The sequence below is a fragment of the Chitinibacter sp. GC72 genome, assembly GCF_009760905.1.
Classification (GTDB): Bacteria; Pseudomonadota; Gammaproteobacteria; order Burkholderiales; family Chitinibacteraceae; genus Chitinibacter.
On the sequence record NZ_VIRW01000002.1, the window covers coordinates 294,842 to 317,410 of the forward strand.

Below are 22,569 nucleotides of genomic sequence, written 5' to 3' on the forward strand. Positions count from 1 at the left end.
CTCTTGTCTAAGAGCGATTACCCACCAAAGCTTTTCAAGCAAACAGCTATTAGATATTAAATACAACGCCCTACGGCAATCACCGGGTATCAAATGAATATGCAAATCCATACTGCAAGCCAGAAAAATCAGTCTTTACTGCGCAATATTGCATTTGTTGATGCTCGACTAGCCGATCACAAACAACTCGTTGCAGCTCTATCACCGATAATGCCAGTGATTATGATTCCAGCCGATCAAGACGGATTGGAGATAATTAGTCACACGCTGACCAATATGCCCGGCATGTCGGTGGCTCATGTATTTTCACATGGCAGCGAAGGACGCGTGACTCTGGGCAGCAGCGTGCTCGATGCCCGTGCGCTGGCAGAGCCGGAAAGCCGCGCGCAACTCGCCGCGATGGCTGACAGTCTGGGTCGGGATGGGCTGCTGGCGCTGTATGGCTGTGATGTGGCCAGCGGCCTGCAAGGCGAAGCATTTGTCAGCCGGCTGGCGCAGGAGACCGGCCTGCAGGTAGCCGCATCGGATGACCCGAGCGGCGCGCAGACGCTGGGCGGCGACTGGACACTGGAAGTGCTGGCGCTGGCCGATGGCAGCCTGAGCAGTGTGGCCACGCTGAGCGCCCCGCAGGCACTGGCCGATTACGGCCACACGCTGGCCGCAGCACCTGCCGCCAGCGCGCAGGTGCAAATTGCCAGCGGCCACGACTACATTTCTGCCACACCGGGTACAGCACCGCTGAATGTACTCGGCGTGGTCGAGTTGTCCGATGGCAGTCGCGCCGTGCTGCTGGCCAATACGCATGCCCAGTATTACGACATGCCCAACCTCGATTACCTGCAGGTCGCCCTTGTCGATGGCGCGGGCAATGTCACCACCAGAATGCTCAGCGGCAATGTGGCCAACGTGGTCAACAATAATGCAAGCACCACCCACAATGCCGATGCCAACCTGCAGACCAACGATGGCGCGAATCTGGTCGCACTGAAAAATGGCGGCTTTGTCGTCGCGTCCTATTCCAATGACGGCTATGCCATCCAGATGTACGACAATGCCGGCAATGCCGTCGGCCTGTCTGCGATAGCCACGCTGACCAATTCCCTCAATCCCGACGTCAGGGTGCTCGCGGCCGACGATGGCGGCTTTGTCGTCCTGTGGACGCAGAACAATTATCAGACGCTGAATTTCCAGCGGGTGAACGCCGATGGCAGCCTGAATGGCGCCCTGGTCAGCACCGCATTCAACACCAGCACGCATACCCCCTACATCCAGGGCGCCGCCGTCGACCAGCATGGCAATCTGGCCATTCCGATCACAACCGACGACGTCTACACCCAAAGCCAGGTCAAGCTGTGGAATGCCAGCAATGGGCTGGTTGGCACCTATGACACGGCTTATTACCAGGCGCCGGCAATCATCACCGCAATGTACGGTGGCGGCTTTGACCTGTTTGGCAATGATGTGGTTTCCGGCGTTGGCAATACCAGCAGCGCCTACCATCTGCAGACACTGGGTACCGATGGCAGCCTGGGCCAGCTTGTTCGCGACGTCCTGCCACTGACCAATCTCAAATCGGTCAGCAAATCGATTTCGGGCGATATTCTGGCCATCAGCGGCGTGGATGGTGCTGCCAATACCGCTTATGTGATTGATGGCTTCCAGCCTGCTGCGGCCAGCACTTTCCTGCTCGTCAATGACCAGAGCAAACTGGCGACGGCCCCCACCCTGGGCCCGGATGGCAATCTCGTCGCCGCCTGGCTGACTGGCGCAACGCTGACAGGCGAAGGACTCCCCGCTTCGGGCACGGTTTCGGTTGTCACCTACCTGGACGCCTTTACCCAGCCCAGCAATATGCCGCCCACCCTGGCTGGCACATTCATGACCCAGGGTAACATTGGCGACAACGCCAGCATTGCGCCCTTCGCCAACCTCACCGTCAGCGATGCCGATTCGGCCAGCGGCAGCATCCGCATCACCTATCAGGCCGCCAACGGCACACTCAGCGGCGCCGGGCTGTCGGGCAGTGCTGGTGATTATGTGCTGGCCGCCGGTGGCATGGCGCTGGCCGAACTCAACGCGGCGCTGCGCGCACTGGTGTTCCACCCAACGGCCAACCAGGTCGTCGTTGGCGCCACGGTGCAGACCATCTTCACGCTCACGCCCCAAGACGCCAGTGAGCAGGGCCGGGCCAATACGGCCAGTGTGGTGGTGGCAACCTCGATCAACGATGTGCCAACGCTGGCCAATCCGATACCCGACCAGAGTATTGCCGAAGATGCTCAACTCAGCTTTACCTTTGCGGCCAATACCTTCCTTGATCCAGATATTGGCGATGTATTTGGCTACAGCGCCCAGCTCGCTGGCGGCGGTGCGCTGCCCGCCTGGCTGAGCTTTGATGCCGCTACGCGTACCTTCAGCGGCACACCACTGAACGACGACGTGGGCACGCTCACCATCGAAGTCATCGCCGCTGTCAACGGCGGTGCGGGCGGCACTGTCAGCGACCAGTTCACGCTGACCGTCACCAATACCAATGACGCCCCCACCCTTGCCAATGCCATCGCCGACCAGAATGCCAGCGAAGACACGGCCTTCAGCTTCCAGTTCGCCAGCAATGCCTTTGCCGATGTCGATGCCGGCGATACGCTGAGCTACAGCGCGCAACTCGCCGGCGGCGGCGCACTGCCGGCCTGGCTGAGCTTCGACGCCGCCACGCGTACCTTCAGCGGCACGCCGGCCAACGGCGATGTCGGTACTCTGGTGATTGATGTCATCGCCCGCGATGGTGGTGGCGCGACCGCTAGCGACACGTTCAGCCTCGTCGTCGCCAACACCAACGACGCACCGACGGTCGCCAATGCCATCGCCGACCAGAATGCCAGCGAAGACACGGCCTTCAACTTCCAGTTCGCCAGCGATGTCTTTGCCGACGCCGATGCCGGCGACACGCTGAACTACAGCGCGCAACTCGCCGGTGGCGGCGCGCTGCCGACCTGGCTGAGCTTCGATCCCGTTATGCGCACCTTCAGCGGCACACCGGCCAACGGCGATGTCGGCAGCATCAGCATCGATGTGATCGCAGCTGACGGCAACGGCGGCAGCATCAGCGATACCTTTACGCTGACGGTCGCCAACACCAACGATGCCCCGACCATCGCCAATGCCATCGCCAACCAGAACGCCAGCGAAGACACCGCTTTCAGCTTCCAGTTCGCCAGCAATGCCTTTGCCGACATGGATGCCGGCGACACGCTGAGCTTCAGCGCGCAACTCGCCGGCGGTGGCGCACTGCCGGCATGGCTGAGCTTTGATGCCGTCACGCGTACCTTCAGCGGCACGCCGGGCAACGGTGATGTCGGCAGCATCAGCATCGACGTGATCGCCGCTGACGGCAACGGCGGCAGCATCAGCGATACCTTTACGCTGACAGTCGCCAACACCAACGATGCCCCGACGGTTGCCAATGCCATCGCCGACCAGAATGCCAGCGAAGACACCGCTTTCAATTTCCAGTTTGCCAGCAATGCCTTTGCCGACGTCGATGTGGGTGACACGCTGAACTACAGTGCGCAACTCGCCGGTGGCGGCACACTGCCGGCCTGGCTGAGCTTTGATGCCGCCACGCGCACCTTCAGCGGCACGCCGGCCAATGGCGATGTCGGCAGCATCAGCATCGACGTGATCGCCGCTGACGACAATGGCAGCAGCATCAGCGATACCTTTACGCTGACGGTCGCCAACACCAACGATGCCCCGACCATCGCCAATGCCATCGCCGACCAGAATGCCAGCGAAGACGCGGTCTTCAATTTCCAGTTCGCCAGCAATACCTTTGCCGATATCGATGCCGGCGACACGCTGAGCTACAGCGCGCAGCTCGCCGGTGGTGGCGCACTGCCGGCATGGCTGAGCTTTGATGCCGTCACGCGTACCTTCAGCGGCACGCCGGGCAACGGTGATGTCGGCAGCCTGAGCATTGACGTGATCGCGGCTGACGGCAACGGCGGCAGCATCAGTGATACCTTCACGCTGACAGTCGCCAACACCAATGACGCCCCTAGCGTCGCCAATCCCATCGCCGACCAGAACGCCAGTGCCCGCATGCCGTTCAGCTTCACCTTTGCCGGCAACAGCTTTGCCGACGAGGATGCCGGCGACACGCTGACTTACAGTGCGCAACTCGCTGGCGGCAGCGCGCTGCCGGCCTGGCTGAGCTTCGATGCCGCCACACGCACCTTCAGCGGCACGCCCGATGACGGCGATATCGGCACGCTGAACATCGAGCTGATCGCCAGTGATGGCCACGGCGGCAACGTCAGCGACAGCTTCGCGCTGGCGATCACCCCGCTCAATCCGGAAGTGCTCAGTGTGCAGTCCACCAGCGCCAATGGCAGCTACAAGGCTGGCGCCACCCTCACGCTGACCGTCACCTTCGACCAGATCGTCACGGTAAACACCGCCGGCGGTACGCCAAGCCTGCTGCTGGAAACCGGGGGTATTGATCGCAAGGCCATTTACACGGGCGGCTCGGGAAGCAATACCCTCAGTTTCAGTTACACCGTGCAGGCAGGTAACGAGAGCATGGACCTGGATGTGCAGTCTGCCGGCGCACTGGCGCTCAATGGCGCCCGCATCCGCAACGCCGCCCTGATGGATGCCATCCTGACCCTGCCGGCGCCCGGCGCAAGCGGCTCGCTCGGCGCCAATGCGGCGCTAGTTGTGGACACGCAAGCACCCACGGCGAGCATTGCCAGCTTGCAGCTATCCAGCGATACCGGCAGCTTTGCCAATGACTTTGTCACTCGCACCAGCGCGCAGACACTATCTGGCATGATCACCGGCGTACTCAGCGCCACTGATACGTTGCAGATTTCGCTGGATAACGGCAACAGCTGGCAAGTGGCCGACACGCTCGATACTGCGACAGGAGCCTGGTCGAACAGTATCAATCTGATGGGCAGCAATACAATGCGGGTTCGGGTTAAGGACCAGGCTGGCAACACCGGTCCAGAGAGGGTGCAAAGCTATGCACTCGATACACAAGCTCCCAGTGCGACAGTTAGCATCAGCAGCAACAGCCTTGGCAAGGACGCAGTGGCATCGGTCAGTTTTGCATTTTCCGAAGCCATCACGGGTCTGGACGCTAACGACATCACCATTGAAAACGGCCAGCTTGGCAACCTGAGCAGCAATGATGGCGGAAGAAACTGGACCGCGACCTTCACACCGACCGCCGAAATCAGCGACAGCAGCAATGTCATTACACTGAATCTGACCGGTGTCAGCGATCTGGCCGGGAATGTGGGCAACGGTACAGCTGTTTCGGCCAATTACAGCATCAATACCGTTACTCCACCGCCTCCACCCACGCCAACTCCGACGCCGATTGGCACCTTCGATGGCATAACCGTCACCGAAGTCACCCAGAGCGATGGCAGCAAGGTCATTACCATTCCGGTGATTCCCGATAGCCGCCCCGGCAATCCCGGCGGCACGCAGTCCTCGCATGTCGAGATTCCGCTGTTCAAGAACAGCATCGGACAGCCGGTACTGGAGCTCGGTCTGCCCGCAGGCTTTGGGCTGATTATCAGCGGACAACCTGCCGTACAAAACCCGGCCGCTGCCGACCGCACCCTGACCGACGCGATTTCTCGCGCGCTCTCGGACGATCTACTCACCCGCGAGCAGATCGTCACCGAGCTCAAAACATTCCTTGCCGGACTACCGACCGATGAGCGGCTGCTGATCCAGAGCATCACCCCGACACTACCAGCTGGGGCTGGTGTACCGGGCCTTCCCTTGATCATCACAGGTTCAAACCGACCAGAAGACGGTCAGCAGGCGCTGGTCATCGATGTCAGCAAACTGCCCAAAGGTACGGTGATTCAGGTCAACGACATCGAGTTTCTCACCGTGATCGGTGAAATTCGTGCCATTGGCGGAGCAGGCCAGAATACAGCCGTCGGCGACGGTCAAACCCAATTTATGGTCCTGGGCGCCGACGACGATCTGATTTATGGCGGTGCAGGTAACGACACTGTTGGCTCGCTGGGCGGCAATGACCAGATTCATGGCGAGGCTGGCAATGATGTGGTTTATGGTGGTGCTGGCGATGACACAGTCAGTGGCGGCAGCGGCAATGACCGACTCAATGGCGGCCTAGGCCAAGATACGGCGCTGATGAGCGGTGGCCGCAGCGACTACACGATCAGTACAGAAGGCAACACCGTGGTATTGACCCACAAGCTCGGTGAAATCGAGCGATTGATTGATGTTGAACTCATCAAATTCGCCAGCGGCAATGATCTGCAAGTAAGCTATGGCGAGGTACATACCACAGAAGAAAATGCCGACATTCTGAAGATCAGCACAAGCACTCGCTATGTAGGAAGCTCAGCCAACGAGCAAGGCTATCTACCGATGGGGTTGGGTCTGACGATTGACGGTAATGCTGGTCATGACGTGCTGCAGTTGCAAGGTCAGGCCAGCGATTATCACCTAGGTAAGAACGGTAACGCACTGGAAATTACCCGCTATAGCGATGGAGCGATGTTCAGTTTGCAGAATGCTGAAATGCTGGCCTTTGACAGCCAGCAGACCGTGGTGCTAGCGCGCAATGGTATCGAAGCCACGCTGGCCAGACTGGTACAGGTCTACCTGAACCGAGATTCGAGCATGACTGAATGGCAGGAAGGCACTCAGGCCGTGGCGGCCTACCAAGCTGGCAGCATGACAGCGGAGAAGATTTTCGCGTGGTTCCATACCCAGAATCCAGGACTGGCAGGCCTAAGCAATGCCGCCTATGTGCAGACCTTATACCAAAACACACTAGGTCGTGCCGCCACACAAGGCGAGCAAAATACGCATGTTCAGCAACTCGAACAGCAAACGCTGAACCGTGATTGGCTAGCGGTAGAAATTGCCAATAGTGCGGAGACGATCAAAACAATAGGAACTGTAATTCAATTTGAAGACTGGTTATAAATAACCCAACGCATTTGAGCATATCTAAGGTGGTTTTGATGGGAAATAGCGGCGTCTCCATCATTCATGGCAATCGGGCTTCACGGCCTGCATTGCCGTGAAATTACCGATTCAAATACATTCAAATACACTAAACGGGTAATGTGCATTCAATTCGCAGCAGCTCGCGATTGTGCAATTTATAAAACGCCTCTTGCGGCATATCCTGTGCCCACAGCGCGTCAAAATCCAAACCGGCATACACACCGCGCAGGATCTTCCCGAGCAAGCCATGCGCGACCACAATTAGCTGGTGTGGCAGCTGAGGATCGGCTAACCAATGCTCAATCCGCGCCAGCACGGCTTCATACGGCTCGCAATTGGGCGCATTGAAGTGCCAATTGGGCTGTGTGGCCAGCACTGGAATTTCAGCATGCAATTGCTCGACGGGCGCGGCTTCCCATTCGCCAAACGCCACCTCGATCAGTCGGGGCTCGGCCTGAATCACCTCAGCAGGCAGCGCGAGCTCTTCACACACCAAACGGGCAGTTTGCATCGCCCGCCCCAATGGGCTGGCTATCATGTGCCAATCGCGAGCATCATCGCCAAGCTGACGACGCAGCGCCGCCCCCATCGCGCGCGCTTGCGCCTGCCCCAGCTCGGTGAGCGGTGAATCGCAATGGCCTTGCATCCGACGCTCGGCATTGAGCTCGGTTTGACCATGACGCAGTAAATAAATCGTACGAGACATCAAAACTCCCAAAAAATTTGCGGCCGAATTTCCCCACAGAAATTCAGCCGCCACTTAAACTACCGCCGCGCCGCGCATGCGGCGAGCGTCAATCAATAACTAGTGATGCGCCGTACGCGGCCACAATAACATCGGTGCGGCCACGCCAAAGGCCAGGGCAATCACAATCATACACGCGGTAATGCCGCTCACTCCGGCGCTGACCAATAATTGCGTGCCATCTGCGCCATGTGGCAAGGTAGCCATCCCCAGCAAGCCCTGCACCGCTTTATACATATAAGTACCCGGCACCATCGGAATCGCCGCGCTAACCGCAAAAATTGCCCCCGGCTCGTCACGTCGCGCACCCCACCATTCGGCGAAAAAGCCAATCAGCAGCCCGGCACACAAGGTGCCCAGCACAATATCACCGCCGCCCATCATCACCAGCTTACGACATGCATGCCCAGCAATCGCCAGTACGCCACACATCAGCAAAGTACGCGGCGGCACATTAAACAGCAGCGCAAACCCCAGCGCCGCCGGTGCCGCCCATAGCTCAAGCAACCAGGTATCCATCGCCAGCCCTTTTAGTTCAACAGTCGCAGGGCAATACTCACCCCTACTGCGATTCCAAAGATAATCACCGCGCTCATCGTAAAGCGCACCATGCCATTCAAATAATTGCCATTGAGTAGGTCTGAAGCGCCATTAATCAGCGGCACGCCCGGAATCAAAAACAGCACCGATGCGGCCAGCGCCGCATCCGGCGTGGAGCTGCCTTGCTGCGCAAGCAGTCCGGTAATCAATAGCGCGACAAAGCTCGCTGCCGTCGCAAAAATCGACGGTTTAAAATGCCGTAGCACCAGCGCAAACCGCACCGCCATCCCGCAGGCGGCACCCAAGGTCGTAAATAAAATAGCAGGTATATCGCCACCAAACAACGCAGCAAAGGCACCGCACGATATACCCACCATCACCGTCACAAACCAGCGCGGATAGTGGATTGCCCGCTGGGCAATATCAGCCAATAGCGCGCGTGCCGCAGCAATATCAAGCTCGCCCTGTTCCAGCTGGTACAGCCAGCGGCGCACCGCCGACAACGTCGCAAAATTCGCCCCCATATGCGGCGCTTTGCGAAAGGCCGTATGCGTTTCATTGCCCGCCTCGCCAGCACGCTCAACGGTGACGCCAATATTGGTCGACGAAATCATCGTCTCCACCCTAGCAGCGCCCAGCGATTTGGCAATCCGCTGCATGGCCATTGAGGTACGATGGGTGCCCGCGCCCGACTGATGCATCAATAGCCCGGCATCCAGCGCCAGGGCCAAAATTTCATCCAGCGGCAACACCGGAGAAGTGGAAATGGTCTGCATGATCGCCGCACCCGCACGCACAAGAATGCAGCGATTGTAGGCCAAATCGCGCACGCCAGTCTTGCCCCGCATCAAAGCGCGCCACCGGGCGATCGGCGGTAAAAGTACCGTTCAAACCCTGAAAAGGAAATATGAATTGACACTGGGCGGCTTGGGCTATATAGTTCGCCCCTCTGTCGCGGGATGGAGCAGTTGGCAGCTCGTCGGGCTCATAACCCGAAGGTCACAGGTTCGAGTCCTGTTCCCGCAACCAGACAAATTCCTCAAAAATCGCTTCGATGTGCAACTTAGTCGCTGTGACAATGTGTGACGCAGCAAGCGGTTTTTCTCAGTAGCAATACTGATCGCCAAGTACAGACGCGGGATGGAGCAGTTGGCAGCTCGTCGGGCTCATAACCCGAAGGTCACAGGTTCGAGTCCTGTTCCCGCAACCAAAACCGCCAATTTCCAATCATTTTCTTGTGACGTTGATGATTAAAACTGGTAATTTATTGGATGCGTCGACCAATAAATAGCAAACAGCCGCGGGATGGAGCAGTTGGCAGCTCGTCGGGCTCATAACCCGAAGGTCACAGGTTCGAGTCCTGTTCCCGCAACCAAAAATGAAAAAACCTAGGTCTCAAGCCTAGGTTTTTTTTCGTCAAAAATTTGCCAAAAACGTCACAAACTCGATTTGTGACGTTTTCTGTGCCAAATCTGTGACACGCACTGTGACTAAATAGGCCATTTTTGACCTTCGACAGGCAAATTTGGCAACATTAGCCATACCTATCAGAGCCCCACTAACACATCAGCCAGCAGACCCTTGAGTTGTTGCCCACTTGGCCGATCGAGCAATCGGCCATCCATGCCCATCGCCTTGGCGCCATCACGATCTGCGTATGTCGAATCACCGATAAAAATACAGTCAGTAGCAGCTAGGTTAAGCTTGTCCAATACGTATTGGTAAATTTCAGGCTCGGGCTTGATGTGGCCGAGCTGATAACTCATTGCATATACGTCTGCATCAGGTAGTAATTCCATCACTCTCGCCCCATAGGTCTGAGCCAGATTTGAGCAAATCGCAATGCGACATCCGCGTTGGCGAAGCGCTGCGAATGACTCTGCGACATCGACAAAGCATGCGATGCTGTTCAAATCGGCCTGCAAAGCGGCTTCACAGGTCGCCAATTGATCTGCTGGCACCGTTGTGCCCAAGTGCGCCGCCAACTCGGCCAGACTCCCGTCAAACGTCAAAATGGTACGTGAATCATCAGCTTGAGGCTGTCGCCCTTGTGCGCGCAAATACCGCATTAGCAGTAAATACGGATGATGTTGCTGACCGATTTCCAGCAAAGTACCAAAGACATCAAAAATGACCGCTTTGGGGTGATCAGATAAAGCATTCATCATTGTCATTCCGTTCTGATTTAATCACGCCCCTTCAGCATGCAAATGATGATAGAGGGTTTCATCGAACAAGCTCATGTATGTATCGGGTGAGCCGTCCAGAAAAGTCTATACTGTATCAAAGGAGGTTCTATGATCGTCGTAACTGATAAGCAAGAAATCCAATACAACCTAGCATGCGATTTAATGGGCAGTCGATTCGCTGAATTATCCGGTCTGATCGGCGAAGAGTGGGATAAGCCGAACGGTGGCAGCGAGGCGGTCGTTCAAGAGCTTGGGCGTCAGCAATCCATCATTCATCAAGCCAGAATGGCACTAAGTCCTGTGGACGACAGTGCCGTAGCTGCAGCAATCGAGCAATACCGCACAAAATAAAATGTTTGTGATGTATTGATGCCTCAATAGCACTCTGCGAGTGGAGAATTAGCGGCTTCTTGAGTTTATTCGCCCATCTCCTCATCAAGCCTCAAATCGCTTGCGCGCCTACTATCCATAGTTCTAATTGCTTGTGTAAGTAAGCATGTGCCATCACCGTTCTTTCTGTGGCGAGCAATGCATAATCGATTCTCGGGGCATTAGGCTCTGCGGTTTGTGGCGCTTGTTTTTGGTAGAGGCAACACAATTCTTCCTGACTCAGCTGCTGTAGTGTTACTAGCAATTCACGCACCAAAACTTGTGCTTGAGTTGATGGGGTACTGTTTTGTAGAGCACGGTGTTCATAGATCGTCCAATGATACCCACCATCTTGGCGTTGATTCAGCTTGAGTTGAACTGTCGACAAACGCCCATCATCAGGCGTGCGAACTGAAAAAATAAACATCGACGACTGGATGCAATCAATCGCACGGCTGGCCACGCAATGATGCATCGCGCTGCCTTCGCGGATGAGTTCTGCTTCCGAGCGCAGCGGGATAACATAGCCTAGCTGGTGGTGCCAAGGTGATGTGAGCGGAGAAGGCCATACGCGAGGAAACGCGGCAACAGGCTGATTGTTGGTCAGTGGCCGATGTAATTGCCGCAACCAATAGCGTCCAGCAAGCAGTACTTGCCACGGGCTCAATCTCGTTAAGGCATGAGCTAACTGTTGTTCCAGCGTGGTATCACGCACACCTTCTTCATTAGCTTGGTATTGCGGATTGATGGCGCGAATGTAGCGTGCTAGCGATTCAAGAAAATCCTCAATTACTTCAAATGGGTTTTCGGCTGGAAAACATTGCCGTGCTTTAGTCATAGCGTTCTGCCAGCCGAGTTGACTCAATGTTGGTAGCCACGCTCTCACTAAGCTTTGCCAGGGCATTTGGCCTAACCATGCCTGCAACATCATGCCGAGGATCTGCCATTCGACAGGCGATGTAGGACGTTTCTCACGGGCGATCATCGCGCACCATTGAACAATCTCGGCCACTGGGCGTAATACCAAGCAAGTTGGCAAATCGCTGACTTTGAGTGGCAAACACCAGCGTGCAACTTCACTATTCACTTGGGCATGCTGCGCGAGTACGGGGATTAAGGCTTGGCCGCTATCAATGGCGTGGCATAAAACATCGGCACCTGGATCACTATTTCCCCACAATTTGGCACTTAAAGGAAAAACACGTAATGCATCAAAGCGATTACGTCGCACCGTTTCATCGCAGTGAATGAATAAGTTGTAGCGCTCCAAACTGAGTGGAATCGCGCTTGGCCAGGCCTGAATGAGCTGTGCAAATTGTAGTTGTTGAGCAAATGCTGCGAGCTGGGTGGGCTGAAAAAGGCGTTTGCAGCGCGCAAAATGACTGAGCTTGCGCGGTAATTGGCTATCAAAGCGCTCAACTACCACGCAATAAATCGGCCAGCGTACTACGGTGAAAAAATAGGCCTGCCAATCGGACAAGGTGCTCGCAACAAATGGCCGTTGCTCCCGATTCAGTGCCGCCATCATTTGATCGAGAGGTATGTCGAAGCTACGACAATCTAGCCATGCAGGAGTGGCCATATCGTATTGCTGGCAGACATCTCGCATCAACTCACCTAAAGCCAACAGCAGCATCAAACATTGGCCATTGTCTAACTCCAGCAAGATCAATTGCGGTACATCGGCGGTCACGACGAGGTGTTGCGACGCGCTGGGTGAAGGCCAAATTACCAACTGCCGCGCACCTTGCATAGATACTCGTTCTAGTGTTGTTGCAGTTGGCATATCGACCTAATGTGAGTATGAATACGTGTAGCTTAGCAAATGCCCTAGCTCGCAACATGAGCCTGCCAAACCTTCAAACCTATCGAAGTTCGGTTCGTTTAGTGATGAGACTTGGACTTTCTCTTGCCAGATTGCACAACAAGCCACAGCGCAGCCAAGGCAAAGATCAGTAGTAAGCCCAATGCAGGCAATAGATCAATGATGGTCATATTTTCTCCTTATCGATATCTGGGCTGGTCGATCTAACGATAGTTGCTCCAGTGACCTTGTTGCTAAGGTGATGTCCTGGCGTTGCAGTTATTCCAGATCTTTTAACTCCGCAAATTTGCTGGCCATCGTTGGGTTATTGCGCGTGAGTTTTTTGATCGTCACGTCTTGGGCCTTATCATTGGCGAGGCGCAGATTACGATCGGTGCCGAGCAGGGCTTCTTTGGTTTTTTGTAGGTGATCAATGGATTTATCGATTTCATCAATCGCGGTTTGAAAGCGTCTTGAGGCCAGCTCATAGTTCTTACCAAACGCAGATTTGAAGTTATCTAGCTCCAGTTCGAAATTGGTAATGTCGATGTTCTGTGCTTTGACCAGGGCCAGCTCTGATTTGTACTGGAGCGAGTTCATCGCCGCATTGCGCAGCAGAGTGATGATCGGAATAAAAAACTGCGGCCGCACCACATACATTTTGGGATAACGGTGAAACACATCGACAATCCCAGTGTTATAGAGCTCGCTTTCAGGTTCGAGTAGCGAAACCAAAACCGCGTATTCGCAGCCTTTCTCAATACGGTCTTTGTCGAGCTCTTTCAAAAAGTCTTCGTTTTTCTTTTTGGTGGCGGTGGTATCGCTCTCGTTCTTCATCTCGAACATGATCGAAACGATCTCATTCCCCGCTTCATCGCTATCGCGGAAGATGTAGTCGCCTTTACTGCCGCTGCGCGCGTCATTGTCTTTTTCAAAATAGGCACGTGGGAAAGCTGTCGCGCGAATGCGGTTAAATTCAACCTCGCAGTGGTGTTCCAGTGTTTCGCCGATCATTTTGGTCGATAGCTTGGCCTAGCGCGACGGCGTTTTTCTTATCCTGTTCGGCCAGTACAAGGCGCTCGTGGATTTGTTTTTCAAAATCCGCATCGCGCACCTGCTTCAAAATATCGGCATAACCTGCTTCGTCAATGGTGAAGGCGGTATTGCAATGAGGGCAGATGATGTCGTGCATGCTGGTAGCCTTTATCAAAAATGTAAATTCAATTGAACTGTGTGTGCACGGGGAAGCCGGTCACCAACTCGGATTTTTATGGTGAAGACCTTGGCATCGTGCAGTCTCAAGCCTTATTCGAGCTGGCACATGGACTGAATCAATTGCAGCCCATTTAAAGCCCCTGTTTGTAGGCTGATCGTGCCTGCTGGTCCATCGGGTTCTGTGGGGTTGATGCGAATCAGGCTTGGATTCAGTTGTTGTTGCTGAGTCAGAATGCGTTCATTCAAACGGCGAATGGTCGCTATCGCTGTGCCTGCGCCCATTTCAATGATCACTAAGCGCTTGGGGTGGCCGATCTGCTCGGCGGGGACATCGCTGGTATCAAGCATGGTATGCAAGCGCGACAGCAAAGGCGCAATTTGTGCACCGAGTAGGCTAGGCTCAAGCTGCTCGAGCAAATGCTGCATGGTCAGCAATGCATGCACTTCCGATGATGAAAACCATAAACCCGGCAATTCAAACTTCGGGCCAGTATGTGCCTGAACGAAACGATAACCGCCAGCTTCACGATCATACTCAATGGGGGCATTGAGCCGGTCGCGCAGGTATTCCAAATCGCGTTTGAACGTGGCCAGCGAAATACCTAGTTCATCCAAGAACACCTGACGTGGCACTACCTTGCGATCTTGCAGTAACTGGTTAATCCGGTAAAAGCGCTCGTTCTGGCTCATCATCAACTCACCGTGTAGCAATCAAGCTAGTGTAAGTGAAAAATAAGATAATCGCACAACTACTGGCTCAGTATATGAGCTAGTCATATGGGTAGAGTGCAACTATTCATGTCAAATGGGGTGATCAAATGGATTACAGCAAAATCAGTGCGGATGCTTGGGTCTTGTTTGTGTGTGCGGCGGCCATCCCGTTTTTATTGCACTTACTATGATTTACGCCGAGTGCAATATTGAGCACAATAGTCAGCATCAGCTTGGGGTTGCTGAAAGTTTATTTAGAATCCCCTATTAATCGAAGAGCCCCCTCATGTCCTGCCCATTTTGCGCTATACCCGCCGAGCGAATCATTGATCGTAATGAATCAGGCTTTGTTATCCGTGATGGTTTCCCTGTCTCACAGGGGCATACGCTGATTATTCCGTACCGGCATATCGGCTCGTTTTTCGAGCTGAGCAAACCAGAGCGTGATGATTTATTTGATTTACTCGATCAGGCCAAACTCGTGCTTGATCGTGAGTTCAAACCAAACGCATACAACATCGGCATCAACGACGGCCCTGCAGCTGGGCAAACCGTCCCGCATTTGCATATCCACCTCATTCCCCGTTTTGAAGGTGATATGGCTGATCCACGCGGAGGGGTGCGGTATGTGATTCCAAGCAAAGCTAAATATTGGAAAGACGAATGACACTAGCGCAATACTGCAGCCAATTTCAAAAAATTCGTCGTGCCAACGGCATTGCATTCAGCGACTTAACGCTAAAAAAGGCGCCGCATAAACCGCTGCTGCTCTTGGCTGTTTTGGATATGGTGGGGCGAAAACAAATCACTTCGCCTTTTATCAGCATCGCTGATGAAATGACTGAATTGAATGCTTTGTTCGGCAGTTTCTGGCATAAGCTGATGCCGGTGACCCATACCAGCAGCATTGGTTTTCCATTCTCAAAAATGGGGAATGAGCCTTTCTGGCATTTGGTGCCTCTCCCCGACAAAACAGTAACAAAAGAACTCATTGAGAAGATGAGTACGGTATCTCAATTGCGCCAGCATGTGATGGGGGCGCAGCTTGATGAGGCTTTATTTGCCCTGATGCAAGACGCTCAATCTCGGCAAACCTTGATCGATACGCTCATAGGCACGCACTTTTCTCCAGAAGCTCAGGCCCTGCTGCGAGCTGAAATGGGTGAGCAAGATACGATTTTCCAATACAGCCTAGAGCTAGAGCAGCAAGCCCAGCACAAAGTTCGCGATAGCTCGAGCGTTGCAAAATACACCGTGCAAGTGAGAGATCAGGGCTTTCGCAAGGCGGTGGTTCGCTGTTATGACCATCGCTGTGCCATGTGTGGCACCCGTATTGTCACGCCCGAAGGCTATACCGCTGTCGATGCTGCACACATCGAGCCATGGAGCGTGTCGCAAAACGATCAAATTACCAATGGCATGGCACTTTGCAAGTTGTGTCACTGGGCATTTGATACCGGTGTAATTGGGGTACGCGCTGACTTTAGCATTGCGGTGGCTCGGCAAATTGGTCAAATGCCCAATGCCCCTGGTTTTATTCCAACCTTGGCTGGTCGCACTCTGATATTGCCTAAGGAAGTTCATTTACGCCCCAAGCCTGAAAACTTCGAATGGCATCGGAAGACGTTCTCAGTGGCATAAACAGTCACGACAGGGCCTAGCAATGGATACCATACTTTTTCCTGCGCCCATGAGTTACTCAGAATAGCTGCTGTTGGCGGCTGACTAAGTTGTCAAAGTTATCCTGAAGCAATGGCAGAATCGCATCGGCAATTGGCTTGAGCTGTGATGCGATGTAGTGTTCGTAATTAATTTTCTGGCGGCGAGCTTCGAGCGGTTCAGGGCCTGCGCCTGTCATCACATAGCTGATCCACCCGCCTTTTTGATATTGCTGAGGGCGTCCATGCTGTCGGTTGTACTCATCGGCGATTCGCGCCGCGCGAACATGGGGTGGTACGTTACGCTGGTAGTCTGCTATTGGCCGGCGTAGTCGCTTGCGGTAAACCAGCAATTCATCAAATTCGCCATTCAAAGTGCGCTCAACATACTCCCTGATGAAGTCCTGATAGGGTTGCTGCCTGAAAATACGCCCGTATAGAGCCTGCTGAAACTGTTGGGCCAGTGGCGTCCAGTCGGTGCGTACGGTTTCCAGCCCCTTATAAACAACTTCATCCGTGCCGTCGGCGCGCATGGTGAGCCCCGCATAGCGCTTTTTGCTGCCTTCTTCGGTGCCACGGATGGTGGGCATAAAGAAACGGCAATAGTGTTTCTCAAATTGAAGTTCGAGTGCGCTTTCCAAACCGAATTGCGATTGCAGATGTTGCTGCCACCAGTGATTAATGTGTTGAGCCAGTCGGTGACCAATGTCCGCAGCCTGCACCTCAGAATGGGGATGCTTTAGCCAAACGAAGGTCGAATCGGTATCACCGTAAATCACGGTATAACCTTGCTGTTCGATCAACTCACGGGTTTTGTGCATGATCTCATGCCCACGCATCGTGATCGACGAGGCAAGGCGAGGATCGAAGAAACGACAGCCGCTAGAGCCGAGAACACCATAGAACGAGTTCATGATGATTTTTAGTGCCTGTGACAGCGGTGCATTGGATTCGCGTTTTGCGTCTTCCCTTCCTTGCGAGATTTGGCTCACAATCGAGGGTAAACAGTGTTTGGTGCGCGAGAAGCGCGCCCCCACAAAGCCGGGCACCGAAAACTCATCTTCAGGATGCTGCATGCCTTCGATCAAGCCCACAGGGTCAATCAAAAAACTGCGGATGATTGAGGGATAGAGGCTCTTATAGTCGAGCACCAGTACCGAATCATACAGCCCCGGTTGCGAATTCATCACAAACCCACCTGGGCTAGGTTGCCCGTGAACATCGCCCAAATTTGGCGCCACATAGCCTAAGCGATGCATCAATGGCAGATAGCGGTGAGTAAATGCGGCGACTGAACCACCACTGCGATCGATTGCTAGGCCCGTGACTGTCGCGCGTTCGAGTAGAAAGGGGATTAGCTCCGTTTTGGCAAAAATACGCGTAACCAGCTCGCAGTCTTTGAGATTGTATTTGGCAAGAGCGGGTTTATCTTGCTCGAAACGTCGTTGGATTTCATCCATGCGCTGGTAAGGATTGTCACTGGCCTTGCCTTCGCCAAGCAGGGTTTGGGATACGTATTCCAAACTGAACGATGGGAAACTCCAGGTGGCGGATTTCAGCGCTTCGATGCCATCAATAATCAGCCGGCCTGCCACACTGGCAAAAAAATGTTCTTGCTGGGTATGTTTTCTCCATTCCATAACACTGCCGTCCCGTCCAAGACGCAGCGGTATGCGATATTGCTCGGCGTGTTGCTGAAGAACGCGCAGATCGAACTGCACCAGATTCCAGCCGATAATGGCGTCTGGATCATAGGTCGCAATCCAATTATTTAATTGCTCCAGCAATTGAGGGCGGCTTTCACAGTAAGTGAGCGTGAAATCAAGTGGCCACTCCTCCCCGTTTTGCGGCCCAAGCATATACACCTGCCGTTGACCGCAGCCTTCTAGCGCAATCGAATACAGTTCGCCCCGCGCGCTGGTTTCAATATCGAGTGATACCAAGCGTAGCTGGGGACGATAGCCCGACTCAGCTTTAAGGTCGCTATTGATAACGGTATTTTCACCATCAGGCTGATCATGAAACCAGACCGGCCCGGTGATAAAGCGCTCCATCAAGTAGCGATCCGGCGGAAAAATATCTGCTTCATAGACGTCGATGCCCGCTTGGCGCAATTGCCGCTCGAGCCTGCCCAGGTGCTTGTATTGATGGGTATACAGGCCAAGTACCGTTCGGTGCTGAAAATCAGACAGCGCAAGTGGTCGCAGCTCTGAGCGCCGCATCTCACCCTGCTGCTGGCTACTTAAGATGACTTCTGCCTGCTCACGCAGGCAGGCAGGGATGAAGGCAGTTGAGCGCTGATGGGCTAAGCGAATATGGCGCGGGCCGTCATCGCTTGCCAGCCAAAAATCAAGCTCGGTCCCTGTCGCGGTATCGCGCCATTGGCGAGTGAGAAGAAATCCCTTTTGAAGCATGCTCTGGGATATGGCCTTGTTTCAGTTTTATCTAGAGGGACGGCTTAGTCTTTGTGCGCTTCGTCTGTGGGTAGGTCAACAAGTCAATCCCCAAGCTCACAGCCGAAATAAGCACACAGTATTCGTCATATATTCTATGTTTCATCGCTAGGTACGGCGACAGCAACGTGCTCATGTAGTTCTAAAATTGATCAGGAAGAATCGAACTTGAAGTGATTGCTACGTTATGCACACACTTTCTAGTGCAATGCCCACTGGCTTAACCGCTACACGTGATAATCTTACCTATCCGTTAATTTAGAAGCAGGCCACGTGATTGGCTCAATACTTGTCGCAAAGAAGTTTCGCCAATCAATTGGATAGAGAGTTCAAGCCAAACAAAAAGAACTTCATTTTATCGATGAGACTTGCATGAATAAGCAAATATCCCTGTTCACGACAGCTGTTTTCCTATTTGCCATTGCACTAGCAAGCGCTAGCAATGACGAAGCGCCGCTACGCCATGATTTGAATGAACAAGTACTGATGCTGCAAATAGGGCCGAAAGACCTTGGTATCAAACTCGAAACTACGCTCTACAAACCAAACGGTTCCGGGCCATTTCCGCTGGTGGTGATCAACCATGGCAAAAATGCCGGGGATACATCCCTGCAGGAACGGACGCGCTATCCGCTGATGGCACAGGAATTCCTCAAGCGTGGCTACCTTGTTGCACTACCGATGCGGCGCGGGTTCTCCAAGTCGGGAGGTCAATATCGCCTTGAAGAATGCACCGGCGTTCAGTATACCCGCGACCAAGCTGACGATGTCACCAAGGTCATTGAGCTACTGCGCGCCAGATCCGACGTAGATGCCAGCCGTATTCTGGTTATGGGGCAATCACTTGGCGGGTTTGTTGCGTTGGCGCAAGCAGAGCGCACAGTTCCCTGAGTAAGAGCTATTCTTAATTTTGCCGGCGCTATCTACTACCCGAAAAACCCATACTGCGACTTACAACCCGCGCTTGATACCGCATTCACCATGCTGGGCTCGAACGCCAAAGTCCCTTCGCTGTGGTTTTATGGTGAGAACGATGAAAATCCCAACGGCGAAGCAGCTTCCAAGCTTTACGCACGCTATCAAGCAGCGGGCGGTCTAGCCCAGTTTGTAAGATTCTCAGCGCCAGCATACGCTTCGCATGGCATGTTCGGGATACGCCAGACTTTCGATAATATTTGGTGGCTCAAGGCAGAGCCCTTTCTCAAAGCACACGGTCTTCCAACTGCCGTGATTAATCCGCAATATATTGACCCGCCTGCTCCAAAAGCCAGCGGCTATACCGATAGTCCACGCGACTTCGATGTATTGCCAACCACAGACGAAAACTGTAAAGCCGCTTACCGCAAATTCATCGACGACTACGTCGCACCGCGTGCATTTGCTTTTGGTGCCGATGGTGCTTGCGGATGGGTTGCCAATAGCGACAACCCTAGTTTTTATGCGTTAAAGCAATGTAAATCGGTCGCCAAACAGCCCTGCCAGCTTTACCTCGTCGACGATGTCGTTGTTTGGCCCAAAGCGGCTATAGCGCCATCTAACACCAACACCGAAAAACCACCTTCAAGCTAAGTTTCCAATAGGTATATTATTAGAAATAATAATTAACAATGCCTATAGCCATATACCCCCAAGTCAACACTCAAAATCCCCACCATTTTCCCGGCGTGCATCCTGCTGACCATTGAATCTAATACGCAGCGTTAAGCCCGAAGACCTGCGGGTCTTCGGGCTTGGGTTTTACCAGCTGTATTTGAACGAGGTGTTGACGCTGCGCTCATTGCCGAAGTAGCAATAATTTTCGCCGTAGCACGCCGCCACATAGTCTTTGTCGAACAAATTATTGGCGCTGACTTGCACTGAAGCGCCTTTTAGCTGGCCTTGCCAGGCGCCCAGATCAAAGCTGGCCGACAGGTCAAACAGTGTGGCCGCTGGCACGGCCATGGTGTTGGCCAGATTGGCGTAGCTCTTGCCAATATAGCGCGCACCCAGCCCGATTCGGGCGCCGGTGACGGGCGTGTAGTTCAGCCATGCCGATGCCAGTTGCTCTGGCGATTGACGCGGGCGCTTGCCTTCGGCCTGTGCTTCACCGTTGCGGATGGTCATGTCGCTGTAGGTGTAGGCAGCCTGCAGATGAAACTTCTCGCTCAGGGCCAGATGCCCTTCCAGCTCCAGCCCGCGCGATTTGACCGTGCCGACAGATTCAAAATGACCTTGCCCTGGCACCATGCGCGCGAGATTCTTCTGCTGCAGATCATAGAGCGCGGCAGTGAACAAGGTGGCAGAATTAGGCTGATATTTCACACCCACTTCCCATTGCTTGCCGCGTGACGGCTGCAGTACCTTGCCCGCAGCGTCGACATTGCTGCTCGGATCAAATGATTCGCTATAGCTGACATACGGGGCTAGGCCATTGTCGAACAAGTACAGCACGCCCAAACGGCGACTGGTTTCACCGCCATCCCATTCGGTTTTGCTTTGGGTGCCGGTATCCAGCGTCGAGGTCTTGGCGCGATCGTAGCGAACCCCACCGGTCAAGCGCCACGCGCCCAGCGTGATCTGGTCTTGTAGGTAGTAGCCCAGTTGCCTGAATTCGCGTACCCAGTTCGACTGTTCAATATTACTAACCGTGGTGCTGCCGTACACCGGCTGGAAGGCATCAATTCCAGCCACCAAGCCGCCTCCCCAGAAGCCGGTATTTTTGCGGCCCTGATAATCAAGCCCGGCGACAACGTCATGAATCAGCGCACCCGTGGCAAAGGTACCTTGCACGCGGGTATCGACCGCCAGACCTTTTAGCTTCTCTTTCGAGAAGCTATACCCCCGTGCTAGTTCGGTATCGCTATTCCAGCCGCTTTGATAAAACTGCTTGGAAGCATAATCCGAGTTGGTGTAGCGTACATTCTGCCGCACTTGCCAGGCCGGGTTGAAACGATGAGCAAACTGATAGCCCAGCATGCGCTGCTCGCGGTCAAATTGATCCTTGTTCGGCTCGCCATCAAAAAACTCGCGGCTTACTTTGCGCCCGGCGTGTGCGATCACTGAGCCTGCATACGGTGTGCCGCTGTGATACCCGCCTTCGGGATCATTTTGCACATAGGCTTGCAAGAGCAAGGCGGTGTTTTCCGATGGCTGCCACATCAGTTGCGGCATGATCACCAGCCGCTTCTCGCTGGCGTGATCCTGCATGCTGTCGGCTTCGCGCCCCAAGCCGGTCAGACGATAGCTCAGCGTATCGCTCAAGCCGCCCGCCAGATCAAAGCCCAGACCCAGCGTATTGTGACTACCCGTTTCCAGACGGATTTCGCTGTGCTTGGCCATTTGCGGCTGCTTGCTCATCAGCGCCACCATGCCGCCCGGCGCGGCATTGCCGTACAGCACCGAAATCGGCCCGCGCACCAGATCGATCCGTTCGACAAAATACGGGTCAATCTGGAAAGCGCTAAAGCTACCCGCGTCCGACATCAGCCGCATGCCGTCCAGCGTGGTATTGGCCATGCTGGTATCGGCAAAGCCGCGCAAGGCCACGTAGTCGTAGCGCATGGCATTGCCAAACAGGCCTGAATACGCACCCGGTGCGTAGTCCAGCGCCTGTGCAATCGTGCGCGGCATCTGCGCCTCGATCTGCGCCTGGCTGACTACACTCACCGCTTGCGCAAGCTCATTGAGCGGCGTAGTGGTCTTGCTGGCAGCACGGCTTTCCCCCACCGACCAGTTCCCCGCACTGCGCTCCTGCGCCGCCGTTTCGGCCGTCACTTCCACCTCCTGCAATAGCGCGGCATCGCTGGCCAGCACGCTCCCCGCAGTCATCGTCATGCCGGCTGCGCACAAGGCCAGCACCAGCGGATGCACTCTCCATTTCACTTGCTTCATACCTATC

Annotated in this window: 16 protein-coding genes and 3 tRNA genes; 9 read left to right on the forward strand and 10 right to left on the reverse strand. The window is 54.5% G+C overall.

Going from position 1 to position 22,569, the window contains the following annotated elements:
• Window positions 1-93 precede the first annotated feature (93 nt).
• The gene (locus tag FLS37_RS03050) at window positions 94-6,984 is read left to right on the forward strand and encodes a putative Ig domain-containing protein (protein ID WP_157314449.1); all 6,891 of its coding nucleotides are present in this window, start codon (window positions 94-96) and stop codon (window positions 6,982-6,984) included.
• Window positions 6,985-7,114: 130 nt separating this feature from the next.
• Here the strand turns inward: FLS37_RS03050 and FLS37_RS03055 are convergent, their stop codons facing one another.
• From FLS37_RS03055 to FLS37_RS03065, 3 genes are all read right to left on the reverse strand, one after another.
• Window positions 7,115-7,714: a histidine phosphatase family protein gene (locus tag FLS37_RS03055; protein WP_157314450.1), complete on the reverse strand. Its 600-nt coding sequence runs from the start codon at window positions 7,712-7,714 to the stop codon at window positions 7,115-7,117.
• A gap of 99 nt (window positions 7,715-7,813) precedes the next feature.
• Window positions 7,814-8,272, reverse strand: coding sequence for a threonine/serine exporter family protein (locus FLS37_RS03060; protein ID WP_157314451.1), 459 nt, complete (start codon window positions 8,270-8,272; stop codon window positions 7,814-7,816).
• Window positions 8,273-8,283: 11 nt separating this feature from the next.
• Window positions 8,284-9,141, reverse strand: a complete 858-nt coding sequence (locus FLS37_RS03065) for a threonine/serine exporter family protein (RefSeq protein ID WP_157314452.1) — start codon at window positions 9,139-9,141, stop codon at window positions 8,284-8,286.
• A gap of 105 nt (window positions 9,142-9,246) precedes the next feature.
• On the opposite strand from FLS37_RS03065, the gene FLS37_RS03070 reads away from it, so the two are divergent.
• The 3 genes from FLS37_RS03070 (at window position 9,247) to FLS37_RS03080 (ending at window position 9,668) form a co-directional block, all read left to right on the forward strand.
• A tRNA-Met gene (locus tag FLS37_RS03070) sits at window positions 9,247-9,322 on the forward strand.
• Between the two features lie 105 nt (window positions 9,323-9,427).
• Window positions 9,428-9,503: transfer RNA gene (locus FLS37_RS03075), tRNA-Met, on the forward strand.
• Window positions 9,504-9,592: 89 nt separating this feature from the next.
• Window positions 9,593-9,668 (forward strand) — tRNA-Met (locus tag FLS37_RS03080).
• Window positions 9,669-9,840: 172 nt separating this feature from the next.
• On the opposite strand, the gene FLS37_RS03085 is transcribed toward FLS37_RS03080, so the two are convergent.
• Entirely contained in the window at window positions 9,841-10,461 is a 621-nt protein-coding gene (locus FLS37_RS03085; protein WP_157314453.1) for an HAD family hydrolase, read from the reverse strand.
• A gap of 129 nt (window positions 10,462-10,590) precedes the next feature.
• Between FLS37_RS03085 and FLS37_RS03090 the strand changes: the two genes are divergently transcribed.
• Window positions 10,591-10,833, forward strand: coding sequence for a hypothetical protein (locus FLS37_RS03090; RefSeq protein ID WP_157314454.1), 243 nt, complete (start codon window positions 10,591-10,593; stop codon window positions 10,831-10,833).
• 91 nt (window positions 10,834-10,924) lie between these two features.
• On the opposite strand, the gene FLS37_RS03095 is transcribed toward FLS37_RS03090, so the two are convergent.
• From FLS37_RS03095 to FLS37_RS03105, 4 genes are all read right to left on the reverse strand, one after another.
• Window positions 10,925-12,544, reverse strand: coding sequence for a PcfJ domain-containing protein (locus FLS37_RS03095; RefSeq protein WP_157314455.1), 1,620 nt, complete (start codon window positions 12,542-12,544; stop codon window positions 10,925-10,927).
• A gap of 390 nt (window positions 12,545-12,934) precedes the next feature.
• The gene (locus tag FLS37_RS03100) at window positions 12,935-13,669 is read right to left on the reverse strand and encodes a DUF2130 domain-containing protein (RefSeq protein ID WP_304487375.1); all 735 of its coding nucleotides are present in this window, start codon (window positions 13,667-13,669) and stop codon (window positions 12,935-12,937) included.
• Window positions 13,632-13,847 carry a hypothetical protein gene (locus FLS37_RS16990; protein ID WP_304487376.1) on the reverse strand — a complete coding sequence of 72 codons (216 nt, stop codon included), beginning with the start codon at window positions 13,845-13,847 and terminating at the stop codon, window positions 13,632-13,634. Before FLS37_RS16990 ends, FLS37_RS03100 begins: the two co-directional genes overlap by 38 nt.
• 113 nt (window positions 13,848-13,960) lie before the next feature.
• Window positions 13,961-14,563: a YafY family protein gene (locus FLS37_RS03105; RefSeq protein WP_157314456.1), complete on the reverse strand. Its 603-nt coding sequence runs from the start codon at window positions 14,561-14,563 to the stop codon at window positions 13,961-13,963.
• A gap of 304 nt (window positions 14,564-14,867) precedes the next feature.
• On the opposite strand from FLS37_RS03105, the gene FLS37_RS03110 reads away from it, so the two are divergent.
• Complete coding sequence (locus tag FLS37_RS03110; RefSeq protein WP_157314457.1) at window positions 14,868-15,248, forward strand: HIT family protein; 381 nt, start codon at window positions 14,868-14,870, stop codon at window positions 15,246-15,248.
• Window positions 15,245-16,222 (forward strand): HNH endonuclease, encoded by a 978-nt coding sequence (locus FLS37_RS03115; RefSeq protein WP_157314458.1) that lies wholly within the window; start codon window positions 15,245-15,247, stop codon window positions 16,220-16,222. Before FLS37_RS03110 ends, FLS37_RS03115 begins: the two co-directional genes overlap by 4 nt.
• Before the next feature lie 58 nt (window positions 16,223-16,280).
• Here the strand turns inward: FLS37_RS03115 and FLS37_RS03120 are convergent, their stop codons facing one another.
• A complete protein-coding gene (locus FLS37_RS03120; RefSeq protein WP_157314459.1) occupies window positions 16,281-18,653 on the reverse strand; it encodes a DNA polymerase II in 2,373 nt (790 codons plus the stop codon).
• Window positions 18,654-19,064: 411 nt separating this feature from the next.
• On the opposite strand from FLS37_RS03120, the gene FLS37_RS03125 reads away from it, so the two are divergent.
• Together FLS37_RS03125 and FLS37_RS03130 are read left to right on the forward strand one after the other, a co-directional pair.
• Entirely contained in the window at window positions 19,065-19,583 is a 519-nt protein-coding gene (locus FLS37_RS03125) for a S9 family peptidase (protein WP_157314460.1), read from the forward strand.
• Between the two features lie 90 nt (window positions 19,584-19,673).
• Entirely contained in the window at window positions 19,674-20,261 is a 588-nt protein-coding gene (locus tag FLS37_RS03130; RefSeq protein WP_157314461.1) for a hypothetical protein, read from the forward strand.
• A gap of 168 nt (window positions 20,262-20,429) precedes the next feature.
• Here the strand turns inward: FLS37_RS03130 and FLS37_RS03135 are convergent, their stop codons facing one another.
• Window positions 20,430-22,562 carry a TonB-dependent siderophore receptor gene (locus FLS37_RS03135; protein ID WP_157314462.1) on the reverse strand — a complete coding sequence of 711 codons (2,133 nt, stop codon included), beginning with the start codon at window positions 22,560-22,562 and terminating at the stop codon, window positions 20,430-20,432.
• Between the last annotated feature and the right edge of the window lie 7 nt (window positions 22,563-22,569).

Coding starts and splice junctions, on each gene's coding strand:
- FLS37_RS03050 (WP_157314449.1), top strand. CDS start 94: ATGAATATGCAAATCCATACTGCAAGCCAGAAAAATCAGTCTTTACTG.
- FLS37_RS03055 (WP_157314450.1), bottom strand. CDS start 7,714: ATGTCTCGTACGATTTATTTACTGCGTCATGGTCAAACCGAGCTCAAT.
- FLS37_RS03060 (WP_157314451.1), bottom strand. CDS start 8,272: ATGGATACCTGGTTGCTTGAGCTATGGGCGGCACCGGCGGCGCTGGGG.
- FLS37_RS03065 (WP_157314452.1), bottom strand. CDS start 9,141: ATGCGGGGCAAGACTGGCGTGCGCGATTTGGCCTACAATCGCTGCATT.
- FLS37_RS03085 (WP_157314453.1), bottom strand. CDS start 10,461: ATGATGAATGCTTTATCTGATCACCCCAAAGCGGTCATTTTTGATGTC.
- FLS37_RS03090 (WP_157314454.1), top strand. CDS start 10,591: ATGATCGTCGTAACTGATAAGCAAGAAATCCAATACAACCTAGCATGC.
- FLS37_RS03100 (WP_304487375.1), bottom strand. CDS start 13,669: ATGATCGGCGAAACACTGGAACACCACTGCGAGGTTGAATTTAACCGC.
- FLS37_RS16990 (WP_304487376.1), bottom strand. CDS start 13,847: ATGCACGACATCATCTGCCCTCATTGCAATACCGCCTTCACCATTGAC.
- FLS37_RS03105 (WP_157314456.1), bottom strand. CDS start 14,563: ATGATGAGCCAGAACGAGCGCTTTTACCGGATTAACCAGTTACTGCAA.
- FLS37_RS03110 (WP_157314457.1), top strand. CDS start 14,868: ATGTCCTGCCCATTTTGCGCTATACCCGCCGAGCGAATCATTGATCGT.
- FLS37_RS03115 (WP_157314458.1), top strand. CDS start 15,245: ATGACACTAGCGCAATACTGCAGCCAATTTCAAAAAATTCGTCGTGCC.
- FLS37_RS03120 (WP_157314459.1), bottom strand. CDS start 18,653: ATGCTTCAAAAGGGATTTCTTCTCACTCGCCAATGGCGCGATACCGCG.
- FLS37_RS03125 (WP_157314460.1), top strand. CDS start 19,065: ATGAATAAGCAAATATCCCTGTTCACGACAGCTGTTTTCCTATTTGCC.
- FLS37_RS03130 (WP_157314461.1), top strand. CDS start 19,674: ATGCTGGGCTCGAACGCCAAAGTCCCTTCGCTGTGGTTTTATGGTGAG.
- FLS37_RS03135 (WP_157314462.1), bottom strand. CDS start 22,562: ATGAAGCAAGTGAAATGGAGAGTGCATCCGCTGGTGCTGGCCTTGTGC.